The sequence below is a fragment of the Mameliella sp. CS4 genome (assembly GCF_019392335.1).
Lineage (GTDB): Bacteria > Pseudomonadota > Alphaproteobacteria > Rhodobacterales > Rhodobacteraceae > Antarctobacter.
Map to the genome: position 1 here is coordinate 40200 of NZ_JAHXRQ010000002.1, position 16967 is coordinate 57166.

At 64.6% G+C, this 16967-nt stretch carries 13 protein-coding genes; 2 read left to right on the forward strand and 11 right to left on the reverse strand.

Annotation, left to right across the window (positions count from 1 at the left end):
• Window positions 1–59: 59 nt before the first annotated feature.
• The 3 genes from iolD to KZZ07_RS03480 form a co-directional block, all read right to left on the reverse strand.
• Window positions 60–1880, reverse strand: a complete 1821-nt coding sequence (gene iolD / locus KZZ07_RS03470) for a 3D-(3,5/4)-trihydroxycyclohexane-1,2-dione acylhydrolase (decyclizing) (RefSeq protein WP_219512303.1) — start codon at window positions 1878–1880, stop codon at window positions 60–62.
• A 3-nt stretch (window positions 1881–1883) separates the two neighbouring features.
• Complete coding sequence (locus KZZ07_RS03475; protein ID WP_219512304.1) at window positions 1884–3782, reverse strand: bifunctional 5-dehydro-2-deoxygluconokinase/5-dehydro-2-deoxyphosphogluconate aldolase; 1899 nt, start codon at window positions 3780–3782, stop codon at window positions 1884–1886.
• Between the two features lie 366 nt (window positions 3783–4148).
• Window positions 4149–5180, reverse strand: a complete 1032-nt coding sequence (locus KZZ07_RS03480) for a LacI family DNA-binding transcriptional regulator (protein ID WP_219512305.1) — start codon at window positions 5178–5180, stop codon at window positions 4149–4151.
• 135 nt (window positions 5181–5315) lie between these two features.
• Between KZZ07_RS03480 and KZZ07_RS03485 the strand changes: the two genes are divergently transcribed.
• On the forward strand, window positions 5316–6440 hold the full coding sequence (locus tag KZZ07_RS03485) for a Gfo/Idh/MocA family protein (protein WP_219512306.1): 1125 nt from the start codon (window positions 5316–5318) through the stop codon (window positions 6438–6440).
• 7 nt (window positions 6441–6447) lie between these two features.
• On the opposite strand, the gene KZZ07_RS03490 is transcribed toward KZZ07_RS03485, so the two are convergent.
• From KZZ07_RS03490 to KZZ07_RS03520, 7 genes are all read right to left on the reverse strand, one after another.
• Window positions 6448–6918 carry a MarR family winged helix-turn-helix transcriptional regulator gene (locus tag KZZ07_RS03490; protein ID WP_219512307.1) on the reverse strand — a complete coding sequence of 157 codons (471 nt, stop codon included), beginning with the start codon at window positions 6916–6918 and terminating at the stop codon, window positions 6448–6450.
• Between the two features lie 168 nt (window positions 6919–7086).
• Window positions 7087–7815: an OmpA family protein gene (locus KZZ07_RS03495; protein ID WP_255564145.1), complete on the reverse strand. Its 729-nt coding sequence runs from the start codon at window positions 7813–7815 to the stop codon at window positions 7087–7089.
• A 13-nt stretch (window positions 7816–7828) separates the two neighbouring features.
• Window positions 7829–10333: a DUF4384 domain-containing protein gene (locus KZZ07_RS03500; RefSeq protein WP_219512309.1), complete on the reverse strand. Its 2505-nt coding sequence runs from the start codon at window positions 10331–10333 to the stop codon at window positions 7829–7831.
• Window positions 10334–10376: 43 nt separating this feature from the next.
• Complete coding sequence (locus KZZ07_RS03505) at window positions 10377–12257, reverse strand: SH3 domain-containing protein (RefSeq protein ID WP_219512310.1); 1881 nt, start codon at window positions 12255–12257, stop codon at window positions 10377–10379.
• A 153-nt stretch (window positions 12258–12410) separates the two neighbouring features.
• Complete coding sequence (locus KZZ07_RS03510) at window positions 12411–13139, reverse strand: amino acid ABC transporter ATP-binding protein (protein WP_219512311.1); 729 nt, start codon at window positions 13137–13139, stop codon at window positions 12411–12413.
• The gene (locus KZZ07_RS03515; protein ID WP_219512312.1) at window positions 13139–13951 is read right to left on the reverse strand and encodes an amino acid ABC transporter permease; all 813 of its coding nucleotides are present in this window, start codon (window positions 13949–13951) and stop codon (window positions 13139–13141) included. The genes KZZ07_RS03510 and KZZ07_RS03515 overlap by 1 nt, the downstream gene beginning before the upstream one ends.
• A gap of 80 nt (window positions 13952–14031) precedes the next feature.
• A complete protein-coding gene (locus KZZ07_RS03520) occupies window positions 14032–14847 on the reverse strand; it encodes an ABC transporter substrate-binding protein (protein WP_219512313.1) in 816 nt (271 codons plus the stop codon).
• A 196-nt stretch (window positions 14848–15043) separates the two neighbouring features.
• Here KZZ07_RS03520 and KZZ07_RS03525 point away from each other — a divergent pair, with 196 nt between their 5' ends.
• Complete coding sequence (locus KZZ07_RS03525) at window positions 15044–15862, forward strand: metallophosphoesterase (protein ID WP_219512314.1); 819 nt, start codon at window positions 15044–15046, stop codon at window positions 15860–15862.
• 43 nt (window positions 15863–15905) lie between these two features.
• Here KZZ07_RS03525 and KZZ07_RS03530 read toward each other — a convergent pair whose 3' ends face one another.
• On the reverse strand, window positions 15906–16868 hold the full coding sequence (locus KZZ07_RS03530) for an aldo/keto reductase (RefSeq protein ID WP_219512315.1): 963 nt from the start codon (window positions 16866–16868) through the stop codon (window positions 15906–15908).
• Between the last annotated feature and the right edge of the window lie 99 nt (window positions 16869–16967).

A 16967-nucleotide genomic window follows, 5' to 3' on the forward strand; every position in this document is an offset into this window, starting at 1 on the left:
TTCCTTTGGGGCCCTTGGGGGCGGGGCAAGCCGGGCAGGGGCCCGGCCTGCAACATGGGTCAGGTGCGTTCCTTGAGCCGGGCCTCATAGCCCTTGCGGGCTTCCATCACTTCCTCGCGGGGCGAGACCTCGGGCACGGCCACGTCCCACCAGTGACCGCCGTGCGGTGTGCTGGGGTAAGGGTCGGTGTCGATCACCACGACAAAGGGACCGGTGGCGTCGGCGGCCCGTTTCAGAGCCTCTTCGAGTTCGGCGATGGTCTGAACATGGACCGCAGCCGCCCCCATGCTGGCCGCATGGGCGGCGAAATCGATGTTGCTCTGCGCCACGCTGGAGTGGTCGAAGAGGTTGTTGAACTCGGCCCCGCCGGTGCCCATCTGCAGCCGGTTGATGCAGCCGAAGCCGCGGTTGTCGGTCACGACCACGGTGATCTTGATCCCCATCGCGACCGCTGTCGCCAGCTCGGAGTTGGCCATCATGTAGCTGCCGTCGCCCAGCATGCAGACCACGTCGCGCCCGGGTTGGGCCAGTTTGATCCCCATCGCGCCGGCGATCTCGTAGCCCATGCAGGAGAACCCGTATTCCATGTGATAGGCGCCGGGGCGCGGGGCCTTCCACAGCTTGTGCAGCTCTCCGGGCATGGTGCCGGCGGCGCACATCACCACCGTATCCGGCCCGCTGGCACGCTGCACCGCCCCGATCACATGTTGGTCGGTGGGCAGTTCGTTGCCATCGGCGGGCGCATCGGTCAGCGGGTCGACGGCGGCGAACCAGTCTTGTTTCAGCTGCGCCGGGACATCCTCGGCCCGGTAGGAGGTCAGTTCCAGCGCCAGGTCCGTCAGCCCGGTGCGCGCGTCCGCCTGCAGGGGCAGCGCACCATGTTTCACCGCGTCATAGGCGTTGACGTTCAGGCTCACCAGCGTCGCAGCCGGGTTCTTGAACACCGTCCAGGACCCGGTGGTGAAATCCTGAAACCGCGTTCCGACGCCCAGCACCAAGTCCGCCTCGGCGCAGATCGCATTGGCCGACGACGCGCCGGTCACGCCCACGGGGCCCAGGTTCAGCGGGTGATCCCAGGCCAGCGCCGACTTGCCCGCCTGCGTCTCGACCACCGGGATGTTATGCGCCTCGGCAAAACCCTGCAGGTCGCCGCAGGCCTCCGCGTAATGCACGCCACCCCCGGCGACGATCACCGGGTGTTTCGCGGCGCGGATCTTTTCCACCACCCGGTGCAGCTCGTGGTGATCGGGGCGGATGCGGCGGCGATACCAGACGCGCGGCTCGAAAAAGCTTTCAGGGTAGTCAAACGCCTCTGTCTGCACGTCCTGGCAAAAGGCGAGGCAGACGGGGCCGCATTGCGCGGGATCGGTCATGGTGGCCATCGCGCGGGGCAGGGCGGTCAACAGCTGTTCGGGCCGGGTGATCCGGTCGAAATAGCGCGAGACGGGGCGGAAACAGTCATTGGCCGACACGGTGCCGTCCTCGAAATCCTCGACCTGTTGCAGCACCGGGTCCGGGCCGCGGCCCGCAAAGACATCGCCGGGCACCAGCAGCACCGGCAAGCGATTCACATGCGCCAGCGCGGCGGCGGTGACCATGTTCGTCGCTCCCGGCCCGATCGAGGATGTCACCATCATGGCCCTCTGCCGCCCGCTCTGCTTGGCAAAGGCAATTGCGCAATGGGCCATCGTCTGTTCGTTGTGGCCGCGAAAAGTGGGCAGCTCTTCCCGTACCTGGTACAGCGCCTCGCCCAGCCCGGCGACATTGCCGTGGCCGAAAATGCCCCAGCAGCCGGCAAGGAACCTCTCGCCATCCTCGGTCATCTGCGCCGAAAGATAGCGCACCAACGCCTGTGCGGCGGTCAGTCGGATCGTCGTCATGTCTCAGTCCTCCCCGCGTGCGGCATCCCAGTGGCCGCAGAGGCGTGCGAAATTGTCCGTCATCTGCGCCACCGCGTCCGCGTCACTCATGGCGCCCGTCATCCAGGCCTTCGCCGCATCGGCAAAGATCGTGCGGCCCACGGCAAAGCCTTTTACCAGCGGATAGCGCGCCGCGACCTCGAAACTTTCCTTCAGCGCCGCCTCTTCGGCCCCAAGGCCCAGAACCACGATACCACGGGTGTTGGGATCGTTCTCCTCGATTGCCTGCACCGTCTTTTGCCAGGCCGCGTCCGAGGTCATCGGCTCCACCTTCCACCAGTCGGGATAGACGCCCAAGCCGTAGAACCGGCGGATCACCTGCGCCGTGGTTTCGTCATCGACCGGTCCCGCCTTCGAGGGGATGACCTCCAGCAGGAATTCCAGCCGGTTGCGGCGCGCGGCATGGAACAGGCGGGTCACGGTCGCCTCTTGTTCGGCGCGCATCTCGGCCGGGTCGTCGGGATGGTAGAAACACAGGACCTTGACCACATGTTCCAGCGGCCATTCGTTCAGCCCGCCGAAATCCGGCCCGATCTCGGGTTCCAGTGTCAGCGGGCGCGACCCGGGCCATTCCACAGGGCGCCCGATCCACAGGCCGGTGCCCGCGGCCTTGTAGAGCGCATCGCGCCCCAGGCGGCTGTCACAGAGCACCCCGTAGCCGCGCTGCCCATTCGCGACCTGCGCGCAGGCGTCCAGGCAGAGAGACTTGAACTGGCCGATCTTTTCCGGCGTGGCGCCGTCCAGCTCCTCCATCTGCATCCGGTGGTCAAAGGCAAAGACCCGCATGGTCGACCAGTCGCCCTTGCGGTTGGTGGCCCAATGGACCTGTTCCAGCTCGGCGTCCTTGCGCAGGGCCTTTTCCTTGACGCCGCGTTGCAAAAAGAACTCCAGCTCGGCCCAGGACGGATAGGCCGGGGTGCAGCCGTGGCGCGAGACCGCGAAGGCGCCGCAGGCGTTGGCATAGGTCAGCGCCGTGGGCCAGTCCCGGTCGGTCAGCCAGCCCTTGAGCAGGCCGGACATGAAGCCGTCACCCGCGCCCAGAACGTTGAAGACCTCGATGGGAAAGCCGGGGCCGCTCTGGCCCTCGTCCAGTGTCTCTGCGATCTCGTCGGCAAAGGCGACGGCGCCCATCGGTCCCCGCTTGCAAACCAGCGTCGCGGTCGAGACCTTGCGGACATTGCGCAGCGCCTGGATCGTGTCCGTGGTGCCCCCCGCGATGTGGAACTCTTCCTCGGTGCCGACGATCAGATCGAACAGATGCAGCGTGCTTTGCAGCGTTTCCGTCACCTTGTCCGAGGCGATAAAGCGTTCCTCGCCGGCGCCATGTCCGGCCAACCCCCAGAGGTTCGGGCGATAGTCGATGTCCAGCGCCGTCTGCATCCCGTTCTCGCGGGCGATCCTCAGCGCCTTCAGCACCGCCGCCTCCGTGCGCGGGTGGCTGAGGTGCGTGCCTGTGGCGACAACGGCGCGGGCCTGCGTGATGAACCCCTCGTCGATGTCCTCTTCGCACAGCGCCATGTCAGCACAGTTGTCGCGGTAGAAGATCAGCGGAAACTGTTCCTGATCCCGGATGCCCAGCAGCACCAGCGCGGTCAGGCGCTCCGGGTCGGTCACCACGCCGCGCGTGTCGACGCCCTCTTTCCGCAATTCCTCGGTGATGAAGCGGCCCATGTGCTCATCCCCGACACGGGTGATCAGCGCCGATTTCAGACCCAGTCGCGCGGTCCCGGCGGCAATATTGGTGGGCGAGCCGCCGATATACTTGTTGAAGCTCGCCATGTCTTCGAGCCGCCCGCCGATCTGCGCGCCATAGAGGTCCACCGAGGACCGGCCAATGGTGATCACATCCAGGGTCTTGCCCATGCCTATCTGCCTTTCCGGACCGTCGAAACATCCATGCCGCTCTCCTCAGCGCGGCACATGTTGGCGCAAACCTGAGCCGAGAGGGGCCACGTGGTCAATTCCCCGCAACCCGAATCCTCTCATTCGTGAGGGGGTTTGAGAGGGCGGCAGAGAGGGTTTTCTGCCAAATGAGATGAAACGTATCAGTCAGGGCTGTGGTGGACCGTTTTGACCCAAAGGCCCCGACGTGATCGGGGCGTTCTGGCGACCGGGTGTCGGCACATCCTGACGGGGTGGGGTCGCGGGTCCGAGGGTTTTGTACAAAAGTCAGAAAACGCCGTACGTTTTGTACAAAACGTACAAGGCAAACCGGTGTTGCCCGCCCGGTCAAACCGACTCTGGCAGGTAGAGATCGGGACGCAGGAAATGCTGCCCGGGGGTTGGAGTTTCCTGCTGTTGAACGGCGGCAACCATCAGTGCCACCGTGTCGTTACAGAGCTGTTCCAGCGGCGTGGCAATCGACATTTCCGCGTAGCGGTCGGCCAGCGCGGCGCGCGATTCCGGGATCAGCTCGTGCAGGATCAGCGTCACCTGGCCGGGCGCCCGTGCCTCACGCAGGGCGGCAATGGCCCCCTCCATGCCGCCCCCCGAACAATAAAGCCCCTTGAGATCCGGATGCCGCTGCAACAGCTCCAGCGTGGTCTCGTAGGTCAGTTGCCGCGTCTCCAGGTTCACCATCGTGTCCAGAATGCGGAAATCCGGGGCGAACTCTCTGAAATAGCTTCTGAATCCCGTCTCGCGCAGCTCGTGCCCATGCCAGCGATAGCCGCCGACGAAGACCGCCAGCTTGCCCGGGCTGCCGACGGTGCGGAACATCATGTGGGCCGCGATGCGCCCCGCCTTCATGTTGTTCAGCCCGATGTACCCTTGCCGCACGCCTTGGGCGAAATCGTTGAGCATGGCGAAACAGGGCACCCCCTGCGCCTGCAACTGGGCAACGGTATCGGTGATCTGGACGTGGTTGACGGCCGAGGCCGCCAGCGCATCGCAACGGTCGGCCAGGCCCGTCAGCAGGCCCGCGATGTCGCCGGGGCTTTGCGAGGGCGCGAATTCCACCGCGATCGAGCCGCGAATGCCCGGCGCCCGCGCCACCGCCGCCTCCATCTCGCGCGCGACATTCTGCCAGAACGGCTGCCGCGCCTTGGGAAAGACAAAGCCGAACCGCACCTCCGGCAGATCCGCGAACATCCGTTGCCCGATCAGCGCGGCGGCATGGTAGCCGATGCGCTGGGCGGCCTCGTAGACGCGGCGTGCGGTTTCCTCGCGCACCTTGGCCCGTCCGTTCAGCACGCGGTCTACGGTGGCGACGCTGACCCCGGCCTCTAGAGCCAGGTCTGTGATGGTCGGACGCTTGGCCATGTCATGTCCTGCCAGTTGATGAATTGCCCGCGCGCATCATGAGGGATTTTGCAAGAAATCCAATCCCCCGGCTGCAATCTCTCTGGGACGAATCGCGTCACGCGGCTAGGGCTGGGACACCAAGGGGAGGGCATCATGGCAGGATTGGGGATCGGATTGATCGGGACCGGGTTCATGGGCAAGACCCATGCGCTGGCCTGGGGCGCCGCGCGGGCGGTTCTGGGGCGTGACCTGCCGGAAGTGCGGCTGGAGATGCTCTGCGATACACCCGATGACCGGGCGAGAGAGATGGCGGATCAGTTCGGTTTTGCCCGCGCGACCGGGGACTGGCGCGCGCTTGTCGCCGATCCGGCGGTCGACGTGGTCTCGATCACCACGCCGAACAATCTGCATCATGAAATGGCCTGCGCCGCGCTGAAGGCGGGCAAACATGTCTGGTGTGAAAAGCCGATGGCGCTGACCCTGGCCGAGGCCGAAGAGATGGCCCGGGCCGCGCAAGAGGCCGGGACCGTCACGATGGTGGGTTACAACTACATCCGCAACCCGGCTTTTCTGCACGCGAAAAAGCTGATCGAAGAGGGGCGCATCGGTCGCGTGGTGCATGTGCGCGGCTGGGTGGACGAGGACTACCAGGCCGATCCCGACCTGCCCTGGACCTGGCGCGCGCGGCTGCAGGACGCGGGCCTTGGCACGCTTGGCGACCTGGGGTGCCACCTTGTGTCGATGGTCGTGGGCCTTGCCGGGCCGATCGAAAGCCTGGTGGCCGATATGCAGATCATCCACGAAACCCGACCGCTGCCCGACGGATCGGGCCGGGCCGCGGTCGAGAACGAGGATACGGCGACGGCGCTCTTGCGTTTTGCCAATGGCGCGCATGGGTCGATTTCCAGCTCTCGGTCAGCCTGGGGCCGCAAGAACAAGCTCGACTGGGAAATCCACGGCACCAGGGGCATGATCTGCTTTGCCCAGGAGCGGATGAACGAATTGCAGGTCTACCTGAACGACGGACCGAAAGCGGAACAGGGGTTCCGCACGATTCTGACCGGGCCAGAGCACCCGCCCTTTGGCGCCTTTGTGCCGGCACCGGGGCACCAGCTGGGTTTTGGCGACCTCAAGACCATCGAAGCAGGGGACCTGCTGGCGGCGATCCGGGACGGCGGACGGGCCTACCCTTCGATGCAGGACGCGCTGGATTTTGAACGTGTGATCCACGCCGTCGCCGACAGCGCCGGGCAGGGCTGTACTCGGGTAACGTTCTAGGGCCAGTTCAGACGCTCGGGTCCTCCGCCGCCTTTTCCAGCGTGTCAAATGTCTGCATCAGAAGGTCTAGCTGGCTTTCGTTCAGGTAGGCGCGCAGCGCCTTCTGGCGGGCCTGCATCCTTGGCATGGTGCGTGCGAATATTCCGCGCCCTTTGTCGGTCAGATCCAGGTGAAGCGCGCGGTTGTCGGTCTGGTCACGGGTCACGGTCAGGTAGCCTTCGGCACTCAGCGACTTGACGTTGCGGCTGATCAGGCCCTTGTCCATCGCCGTCATGCGCGACAACTGGGCCGAGGTGCACCGCCCGCCATCGCCGATCACCGCGATGATGCGCCATTGGGTGATGGTGACGCCGGAGTGTTCCCGCAGGATGCGCGAGGCCTGCGCATTGAGCTTGGACTGTACCCTGGCAAAGCGATAGGTGAGGAAATTGGCCAGCGGGGCCCGAAGTGACCCGCCCGTGTCGTTGTTGGAATTCATTCGAAATTCGGTCCTTGCCCGGAAGGAAATGTCCAGAGGCTGCGCGCCCACCACAAGGTAGCGGCGCCCTTCCCGGGCAGGCAAGTGTCAAACTGCGCTAATCGCGATCATTGCTGCGCGACGGTTGACGTTATGCGCCCCGCCCTGTTGCGGGCGAGGCGCCTTGGGTCAGTATTGGCAGACCTGGGTTGCGGTCTGCAGGACAGCGCCCGGCGTGTTGGGTAGGCGCATGAAGGTCACGCGGCGGTTTTCCGGTGCGTCGGGGTAGGCCTCGTTCTTGAGGACGTATTCGCCCCATCCGACCGGGTAGAGCGGCACGCCCACGTACGCCCCTTCGAGGATCCGCGTCACCGAGGCCGCGCGGCGCAGGCTGAGGTCACAGTTGTACCCGTCGGACCCCACGGCGTCGGTATGGCCGACAACCGCATAAGAGGTGCCCTGCAGCGCCGGATCGTTCAGCGCGGCGATCAGCGTGTCGATCTTGCCGCTCTGGTCCTGCCGGACCTTGTCGCTGTCATAATCGAACTCGATCGTGATCGCGACCGAAGGCAGAACCACCTTGCCGGTCTTGGGCGGCTCCGGCGCGTCGTATTTCGGCGGCTCGGGCGGGGGGGTCTTGCTGACGACGACCTTGTTGTTGTCAAGGTCCAGCACCAGCGTTTCGTATTCAACGCCAGGCCCCGCGCTTTCCAGCGCGATCCCGTCCGGGTCGATATCGACACCGGCACAGTTGCCCGCGTTCGAGTTCAGAAGGCACCGTGCCATCGGGCTTTGCGGTTCGGGTTTGAACGACATGATGGGGTCGTCACCCTGGATGAATATTTCGCCCTGCTGCGCAAGGCCTGCCACAGGGGGCAGGCCAAGGCAGAGAGCGACGCCAAGGAAAAGCTTTCGCATCGCTCTCGTCTCCTCAGTAATCGCGGACCACGACCGAGATCTGGGCCTTGGTCACGTCGGGGTTGTGCTTGGACACGGCGCGGTAGTCTACGCCGCTTGCGGTATGCTTCTTGTCCTTGGCGTCTGCGTCGAGGTCAAGAATGAGGGTTTCCTTGACGATGCCCTCGTAGTGATCCTTGGAGACGGTCTTGTGACCGGCTGCGCAGGACACCTTGGAGGTATCGCGGGTCGCCTTCTTGATGGCCGCGTCGCCACCGTTGCAGATCGCCAGGATTGTCTCCAGCCCCGGTTCGGAGGTGCGCAGCGCGCCCTTCGGCGGGAAGACGTACTGGGTGCCGCCCGGGATGACGATGTCATCGAGGCCCGGGAAGGGGTACAGCACGCAGCTGTCATGATCGTCGTCGATCGAGATCAGCGTCAGGCGGCAGTCGTGGCGCGGTTCGATGAAGACCCGCAGTTCGTCGCCGACCTTGTAGGTGGGCTTGTCGGTGTAGACGGTCAGGTGGCTCTGCGCCGCGGCCGAGTGCTGGACCGGATCATAATCGTCGCCGTACTTCTTGGCGTCGTCATGCGTCTTGATCGGTTCCTTGCCGGTCACGACATAGTCCTTGTCGGTGGGCGTGTAGTCGGCGTCTTTCTTGACGACCTTGGTGTCCACATAGCCATCGTCCTTGACCACTTTCACCTTCTTGGCCGGCGGCTCATAGTCGGTGTCCTTGACGACCTGCTTGACCGAGTAGGACAGATCCGCCGTCACGACATGGTCGGTCTTGTACGGGTGGTAGTCCGTCAGTTTTTCAAGCAGGACCGGGTAGGCCGCCGTCCATTCATCCCGCGCGATCGGCGAGGTGTCGAGACGGGTCAGCAGGCTGGCCATCTCGTGCCCGGCAAAGGCCATGCGGCTGCGCAGCGCGTCCGAGGTCAGACCCAGTTCGTTGGCTGCCTGGTCGAAGTCGATGAAGTAATCGACGTGGTAGACAAAGAGACCACGCACCGGCTCCAGACCGGCGGCCTTGGTGTCGGGTTCGATCCCGGCGCTTTCCAGGGTGGCCAGGAAGGCCTCCATGTCGCGCTGGAAATACTCGTTCACGACATCCTTGCCCGGGTAGATCGCGTCGATGGTCTGACGCGCCGAGGCCGGCAGGGACAGGTTGTTCAGGGCGACGTCACGCACGGTGTCGTCGTTGAACCGCATGCCCTTGGAGTGGCACGAGATGCAGGAGATGCCGTTGACCACCTCGCCAGTGCCGTCGGGATAGTCGGTGTCGCGCACGATCGAGGTCGGGCCGACGTTCAGGCGATCACCTTCGGCGGTGTTGAGGTAATAGGCGTGAAAGCCGTTGGGCAGGGTAAAGATCGACTCGCCGCCGTCATGGTTGAAGGCGAGATCGGGACCGTAGGCATCGGTCGGACCCAGCGGGAATTCGAAGAAGCTCTGACGTTTTGCCGAACCTGCAAAGTCATACGAGGTCCAGAAAAAACCGGTGCCCATCGGGTGCCGTTCGATCAGGCGGTTGTGCGTTGACACGCCCGAGTCCTGAAAGCCGGCGCGGACGACCTGCTCGTTCAGGATGTTCTTCTTCATGTCGAGGTTCAGCAGCTTTTCCAGTCCATGCACCGTGTCCGGCAGGCCCAGCATGTCATAATACATGGGCGAAACCGATGCGGTCGCGGCGAACCAGTCGGCGCGGATGACCGGGATCTTGGTGCCGGCAAGGTGCTGCAGCGAACCCAGGTACGGGTCGGTGTCGCTTTCCATGCCGTAGGGATACTGGGCCTCCATGTAGCCCCAGGTTTCATGCGTCCAGTCGAGATCGGGCAGGAAGACGCGCAGCAGGATGCCGTGGTCGTCGACCTTTTCGAACTTGTAGACGTTGGGGTTCCAGCTCAGTGCATTCAGCAACTTGACCGTTGCCGCCAGGTAGGCGGTGTAATTTTCGTCGGTGACGTCCGGGTCGTTCCACATCGGCCGCATCGAGATATAGCGGACGCGGTCGCGGCGGTTGGTCGGCAGGCTTTGCATGTCGGCATGGGCCATCGCGTACATGTCCGCGAGCGAGATGTAGGTGCGCGGCTCGGGCGCGGTATCCCCCAGAGCGACGATCCAGTCCTGAAGCAGTTGCAACTCGGCCTCGTTCGGCACGCAGCTGGGATCCCAGCAGTTGTCCGGCATCGCCGGCGCGCCGCCGGTGATGACCTGGTACAGCTTGGATTGGGCCGGCTCACCGACCGAGACGAACTTGGGGTCGTGGGCGAGACGGCGCAGATCGAGGACATGGCCGAAGCCCGCCTTGGGAGTCGTCAGGCCATCGCCAAGCGCGCCTTGCTGGTGACAATCCGAACAGTACTTGTTCAGAACATCATACGCGGCCTTTTCCTGGGCGGTCGCATCGGCGGGCAGGGCATAATCGACGTCTTCAGGATCAATCAGCTTGGTCTGATCCTGCGCCAAAGCTGGCAGGGCGAAGGCGGCGGTCAGGGCGATGACGCTCACCTTCATCAGGGTGTTGGGTTGCATAACATCTTCTCCTGTTCAAAGAGGGATTGGGGTGGAATACGGGTTATTGGCACCGGATCGAGAGGTACTTTTTCGAGGCCCAGCCGGTCACGCCGCCGCTGCCTCGGTGAGGATTGCGGCACTGTCCCGAGAGGCAGCGGACCTGGGCCCAGTTTCCGCTCTGGTTCAGCACCTTGAGGGTGTCGCCGAGATAGGTCTCGGAGACGATCCGGCCGCGCGTACTGGCTTGGGTCCGGATATTCAGGAAGCCGCTCCCGTCACGGCGGGTATGGCTGTTGTAGCGGTTCAGGTTCACCACGGTGGCGGTGCACTGCGTCACCGGACGCTGGCGCGGCTTGTCCGAGGCCAGGTAGTGGTTCGAGACCCAGCCGTCCTGACCGTTCGACAGGCGCACGTTGTTCCATCCGCCGCTCTGGTTCAGCACCGTCACCTTGTCGCCAAAGTCGATCCGGTTGACCACGCCGTATTGCGTGCCCGGGCCAGAGCGGACGTTCAGGTGATCGGTCCCGGTGACATACATCGGGAAGGTGTGGCTGGGCGGCGGCGTCACCACCTTTTCCGGGGTCTTGAGATAGGTGATCCGCTCGATCACCACGCGTGAGATGCAATCGGGATCGGCGCCGCAGCGGTCGCGGCTGTTGATGCGCCAGCTCTGCTGCTCGGAGGCGCTGACCGGGCGGGCGGGGTTCTTGTAGGCGCGCTCCATCTCCTCGTCGAGACCGGCAAGATAACGGTCGCCGCAGATCGTGCGTTCGGTCGTGTTGAGGTTGGGCGAGGTGCACCACCACAGCAGAGGTTCGTCCGGGCGGGTGTCCACGACCGGCGGAACCGGCTCTTCGGGCGTCTCTGCGACGGTGCACTGGCGCGCGACATAGGACTTGGCCAGGATCGAATAGCCGTGGTCGCCGCAGACCTGCAGGTAGGCCTCGTAGGCAAAGCACTCGTCGAATTCCTTGGCCTCGGCATAGAGCGCGTCGCAGAGCGCCAGTTCCGGGGCGATGTCTTCCGGGGGCAGCGGTTTGCCGCTGCCTTCATCGCCGGGGGCGGGGGGCGGAGGCGTGACGGGATCCGGGGCGCCCGGCACAACAGCGGCCTTGAGCACCGAGGACTGGGCCAGGATATCGGCCATCGGGATGGCATAGTTGACGGCATCGCGGTTCGACCCGGCGTGATGCAGGCCGACGACCTTCTGCAACGAGGCGTCGATCACCGGCGAGCCGGAGTTGCCCGGCAGCGTGTCGCAGGTGTGCAGCAGTTGCTTGTTCGACAGGGCCGGCGCATTGGCGCGGCATTTTTCGCGGCTGATGCGCTGGGCCTCTCCCATCGGGTGGCCGATGACCCAGTAAGGATCGTTGTCCTGCGGGGTGATGGCGGCCAGGTCCAGTGTACCGAAGTCGGCGGAGGGATCGCCGATCACCTCGAGCACCGCATAGTCCAGATCCTTGGAGGTCTCGACCGGCGTCGGCACGACGGTATAGCGCCGGGTGCCCTCGTCGACGCCGGGCTGGCGGTAGCCGGCCACAAAGAGGATCGAGTCGATCCGCGTGGCGCCGGCGCGTTCATTGTCCAGGATGCCGGGCACGCAATGATGGTTGGTCAGGATATGTTTCTTGTCAACGATGAAGGCGGTGCAGGGGTAGACGCCGGTATCCGTCAGGATATCCAGGCGGCCCACGGCCAGCCCCATCTTGGAAAAGACGCTATTGGGCGAGTAGTTCAGGATCGGTTCGTTGTTGTAGTCGCCGACCGCCAGTTCGAAGTTGATGTCGCTGCCGCCGCCGGCCGCCTGGTTGCGGCGCAGGACCACGCTGCCAAAGCTCGTCCGGTCGAAGCCGACGAACTCCTGCGCACGGGTCGGGGTGGGCGTCGTGGCCGCCAGTCCCAGCGCAGTAATCAGTGTGGCCAATGCAGCGGCGGTACGCACGGTATCGATCCTTCGAAAAAAGGTTTGTCATCAAGATGATTTCAGTTTGTTCAGAAGGGGCCGTTGCGTCAACGAAGGAAAACCCGACCCTGTGAAAAGTCGGGCAAATTCCGGTGTTTGAGAGGGGGCGGGCGGGGTCGGACCGCCCAATGCCTACAAAACGCGGGACAGGAAGGCCCGCGTGCGGGCCTCTTGCGGGTCGCCGAAGACCTGCGAAGGTGGCCCGGATTCGAGAATGCGGCCCTGGTCGAGAAAGCAGACCGTGTCCGCCAGCTCGCGCGCAAACCCCATTTCGTGGGTGGCCAGGACCATTGTCATGCCCTCGGCCCTGAGGTGCCGCAGCACGTCCAGAACCTCGCCCACCAGCTCCGGGTCCAGCGCCGAGGTGATCTCGTCGAACAGCATGATCTCGGGGCGCATTGCCAGTGCCCGCACGATGGCGACCCGTTGTTGCTGCCCGCCGGACAGCTGGTCGGGGTAGTGCTGCATCCGGTCGCCCAGCCCGAAGCGGGTGAACAGGTCGGCAAGGCGCGGCTCCAGTTCCGCCCGGCTGTGGCCGTGGATGCGTCGGGGGGCCAGCATGGCGTTGTCCATTGCCGTCATATGCGGGAACAGATTGTAGCTCTGGAATACCATGCCGATACGCTGGCGGACCGGTTGCGGGTTGAAGCCGGGTTCGGAAATATCCGTCCCGTCCAGGGTGATGGTGCCGTCGTCGATGGGTTCCAGCAGGTTCAGGCAGCGCAGCAGCGTGGACTTGCCGGACCCCGACGCGCCGATCAGGCAGATCATCTGGCCGGTGGTGACCTCCAGGTCGATGCCGCGCAGCACATCATTGCCGCCAAAGCTCTTGCGGACGTTCTTCAGGGTCAGTGTCGGCATCAGCTGCGGGCCTTGCGCTGGCGGTTCATCAGATGGTCGGCGTAGCGGGTCGCGGGGATGGTGATCGCCAGAAAGATCAGCGCGGCGCCGACATAGGGGGTGAAATTCGCCAGCAGCGACTTGTAGACGCCCGCCTGTCGGAAAATCTCGACCGGGCCGATAAAGCTGAGCAGGGCCACGTCCTTTTGCAGGGCGATGAAGAGGTTCATGTTGGCGGGCACCACGCGGCGGATGGCCTGCGGCAGGATCACGAACCGCATGCTGTCCGATGAGGACAGGCCCAGAGACAGCGCCGCCGCGCGCTGGCTTTCGTGGATCGACTCGATGCCGGACCGGATGACCTCTGCCACGTAGGCGGCATAGACGAGGATCAGCGCCAGAGACCCCCAGATATAGGGTGAATTCCAGGGGCGCGGCAGACCGAGGCCGGGAATGCCGAAGCCGATCAGGTAGATCACCAGGATCACCGGCAATCCGCGAAAGATGTCGGTGTAGAGGATCGCGGCCAGTTTCACCGGGTAAAGCGCCGGTGTGCGCAGGTCGCGCGCAACAGCCACCGCAAGCCCCAGTGCTGCGATGATCGGCGCGCACCAGGCAAAGATGGCGATGTCCAGCAGGAAGGCCTCGAGCAGGCCGGGAAAGGTCTTGGCAAAAACCTCTCCGTTGAAAAAGCTGCGCTGGACGCGATCCCAGCCGGGGGCAAGTGGCACCAGAACCACGATGGCCAGGACAACCGCCAGGGTCGAGCCGGCGGCAATCAGGTTGGCGCGTCGGCGCTGTCGGGTTTCGAAGACTTGTCTGCGTGTGGGCATCGGACGTCCGTCAGGCGGGGGCGCGCGTGGCTACCCCCGCATGTTTCCAGTGTAAAGTGGGGGTGTCCCCTTGTGGCCGGTTATTCGATGACCGGGACCCCGGTCGCGTCCTGCAGCCACTCCGCCTCGATCGCGGCCAGCTTGCCGCTGTCTTTCAACGCGGCCAGGGCCTCGTTGACGCAGGTCTTGAGCGGGCTGCCTTCCTCCATCAAAAGGCCGAACTGATCGGGGCTTTCGCTGCGTTCGGGCGGGAACTGGCCGAGGATGGTGCCGTTTTCGACCACCACCGCCGACAGGTACAGTGCGGTGGGCAGGTCAAAGAGCGCGGCGTCGATCTGGCCCGCCTGCATGGCGGCGGTCACGTCGACGTTGTCGCCGTAAAGCATCGGTTGCTTGTCGGGGCCGATGAGGTCCATCAGCATCGGCACGGCGGTGGTATTGGCGTCAGCCCCCCAGAGCAGGCTTTTCAGGCTGGCAACGGTCGGTTTGGCGCCTCCGTCCACCACACCCTGCGTGGTCAGGACCGCCATCGCGGAACTGTAATAGGGGTCAGAGAAATCGACGACCTTCTCACGTTCCTCGGTGATCGAGAACTGCTGCATGTTGATGTCGAAATTCTTGGCGCCGGGCTGGATCGACTGGTCGAAAGAGGTGCGCACCCAGGTGACCTGGTCGCCAGAAAATCCCATTTCCTCGGCCAGCGCATAGGCCACCGCGGCCTCGAAGCCCTTGCCGCTTTCCGGTGCGTCGTCCAGCACCCAGGGATAATAGGCAGGGTTGCCGGTTGCGACGGTCAGCACGCCGTCTGTCAGGGTCTTGCCGGCGGCGCAATCGCCCTGGGCCAGCGCGGCGCTTGCGAGGCCGCAGGCAAGCGCGGTGAAAGTCATGAGTTTCATCGGAAATACCCCTGTCGGTTCTTTGGTTGGCTGCAGAGTTGCCGCCCTCGCGCCGGTTGTCAATTTGCCGGTGCCCTTGGCCTGCATGCAAATGACCTGCACGCCGCAGATGCGCGCCATCTGTCAACGGCCCGCCTGTCGTGATCCTGTAACCCGGCTGTCATAGGGTTGTGCCGATTCGGGCGGGGGTTGTGTCATGAAATTCATCCATATGTCGGATATTCACCTTGGCGTGCCGGGCATGCTGATCGAGGGGATCGACCCGCATGAACGCCTGGCCCGCGCCTTTGGCCATATCGCCGAGCATCACTCGGACGCTGTGCGACTGGTCATCACGGGCGATCTCACCCATTGGGCGGACCCCGAGGCCTATGCGGCGCTGAAACAGGCGCTGCGGGTGCTGCCCATGCCGGTGCGCCTGATGGTGGGCAACCACGACGATCGCGAGGTCTTTCTGCAGCAATTCCCCGAGCATCCGCGCGACGAGGCCGGTTTCATCAACCATGCCGAGGATCTGCCCGAGGGACGGTTCATCTATTGCGACACGGTGCAGCCGCAGACCCATGTCGGCCATTTCTGCGTAGCGCGGCTGGACTGGCTGCGGGCGCAGCTGAACGGCTGCGACCGTGCCTTCCTGTTCTTTCACCATAACCCGCTGCACCTGGGCGATCCCTCCTCGGACATGCTGTCTCTGAACGACCGCGACCAGGCGGGGCTGAGGATGCTCTTGAAGGCGCATCGCAACAGGATCGTGCACATCTTTTTCGGTCATGTGCACGAGCCGCTGTCGGGCACGCTGGCGGGCATTCCCTTTTCCGGCGTGGCCTCGACGGTGCACCAGGTGATCCCGAACCTGTCTCCCTCGAAACTGTCTGGGATGGGCCCGCTGGAGCCGTCCTATCGCGTGATCCTGATGCGGGGTGAGGACGTGGTGGTGCACCAGATCCCCTTTGCCTGGGAGGGCGAGGTGATCTGGCACGGCAACGACTGGGACAACTGGGCCAAGGAGGCCTGAACCGGGGCGGCGGGGTAAACCCCGCCCTACGCCCTTGGCGACCTCAGCCGGGCCTGTAGTCGCGGTTGGCCTCCGGGTCCTCGTCCGAGAAGGGCAGTTTCGACAGGTCGTCCCAGAGCGCCTCTGGCAGTTTCATCGCCGCCCAGTCGAGTGTCTGCTGGACCCGTTCCGGTTTCGACACGCCGACCACGGTGGAGGTGATGCGCGGATCGCGCAGGGAAAACTGCAGCGCGGCGGGGCCAGTGGGCACGCCGTGCCGGGCGCAGGCCTCCTCGATGGCGCGGACCGGGGCCAGGGCCGCATCGTCCGCTTTCTGGTATGTGATGCGCGGCATGGCGGCGCTGCCCTTGGCCAGGACGCCGCTGGCAAAGGGGGCGGCGTTCAGCACGGCAATGTCATTGTCATAAGCGTAATCGAACATCGCATCCGCCGAGCGGTTCAGCAGGGTGAACCGGTTGTGCGAGATCAGCGCGTCGAACGGGTAGGCGCGCAGGATCGGCTCCATCACGTCGAGCTTGCCCGCCGCGAGCCCCACGGCCTGCGCCAGCCCCTCTTCCTTGAGCTTGAACAACTCGTCCAGCGCGCCGCCCTCGCCGGTGATCTCTGCCAGGTCGCGGGCATGTTCCGGGTCATGCAGGTGCAACAGGGGAATGCTGTCGAGGTTCAGCGCCGTCAGGCTTTCCTCCAGCGACTGGCGCACGCGGGCGGCATCGAAACGCCCGGTGTCCATTTCGCGGTCCAGCTTGGTCGACAGGACAAAGCCCTCTGGCAGGCCGCCGCGCGCCTTGATGACGGCGCCGATACGCTCTTCGGAGCGACCGAAACCGTAGTTGCGCGACGTGTCGAGAAAATTCACCGGCCCGTCAAAGATCGCTTCGACCGTGGCGCGGGCGCGGTCGTCATCGACCGAATACCCGTAGGTGTCGGGCATGTCGCCCAGGGCAGAGGCGCCAAAGCAGAGCTCGGTGACGTCGAGATCGGTCTTGCCAAGGGCGAATTTCGGCATGGGGTTTCCTCCTGTCCGGACCCACAACTTGTACGGCGGGTCTGCCCGCATGTTGTGCGACGAAAGCGTCTTGCGGGCAAGGGGAGAGGCCCCGGGGCA

Coding starts and splice junctions, on each gene's coding strand:
- KZZ07_RS03475 (WP_219512304.1), bottom strand. CDS start 3,782: ATGGGCAAGACCCTGGATGTGATCACCATTGGCCGGTCCTCGGTGGAC.
- KZZ07_RS03485 (WP_219512306.1), top strand. CDS start 5,316: ATGGCAGGATTGGGGATCGGATTGATCGGGACCGGGTTCATGGGCAAG.
- KZZ07_RS03510 (WP_219512311.1), bottom strand. CDS start 13,139: ATGCCGACACTGACCCTGAAGAACGTCCGCAAGAGCTTTGGCGGCAAT.
- KZZ07_RS03530 (WP_219512315.1), bottom strand. CDS start 16,868: ATGCCGAAATTCGCCCTTGGCAAGACCGATCTCGACGTCACCGAGCTC.
- KZZ07_RS03480 (WP_219512305.1), bottom strand. CDS start 5,180: ATGGCCAAGCGTCCGACCATCACAGACCTGGCTCTAGAGGCCGGGGTC.
- iolD (WP_219512303.1), bottom strand. CDS start 1,880: ATGACGACGATCCGACTGACCGCCGCACAGGCGTTGGTGCGCTATCTT.
- KZZ07_RS03490 (WP_219512307.1), bottom strand. CDS start 6,918: ATGAATTCCAACAACGACACGGGCGGGTCACTTCGGGCCCCGCTGGCC.
- KZZ07_RS03525 (WP_219512314.1), top strand. CDS start 15,044: ATGAAATTCATCCATATGTCGGATATTCACCTTGGCGTGCCGGGCATG.
- KZZ07_RS03515 (WP_219512312.1), bottom strand. CDS start 13,951: ATGCCCACACGCAGACAAGTCTTCGAAACCCGACAGCGCCGACGCGCC.
- KZZ07_RS03500 (WP_219512309.1), bottom strand. CDS start 10,333: ATGCAACCCAACACCCTGATGAAGGTGAGCGTCATCGCCCTGACCGCC.
- KZZ07_RS03495 (WP_255564145.1), bottom strand. CDS start 7,815: ATGCGAAAGCTTTTCCTTGGCGTCGCTCTCTGCCTTGGCCTGCCCCCT.
- KZZ07_RS03520 (WP_219512313.1), bottom strand. CDS start 14,847: ATGAAACTCATGACTTTCACCGCGCTTGCCTGCGGCCTCGCAAGCGCC.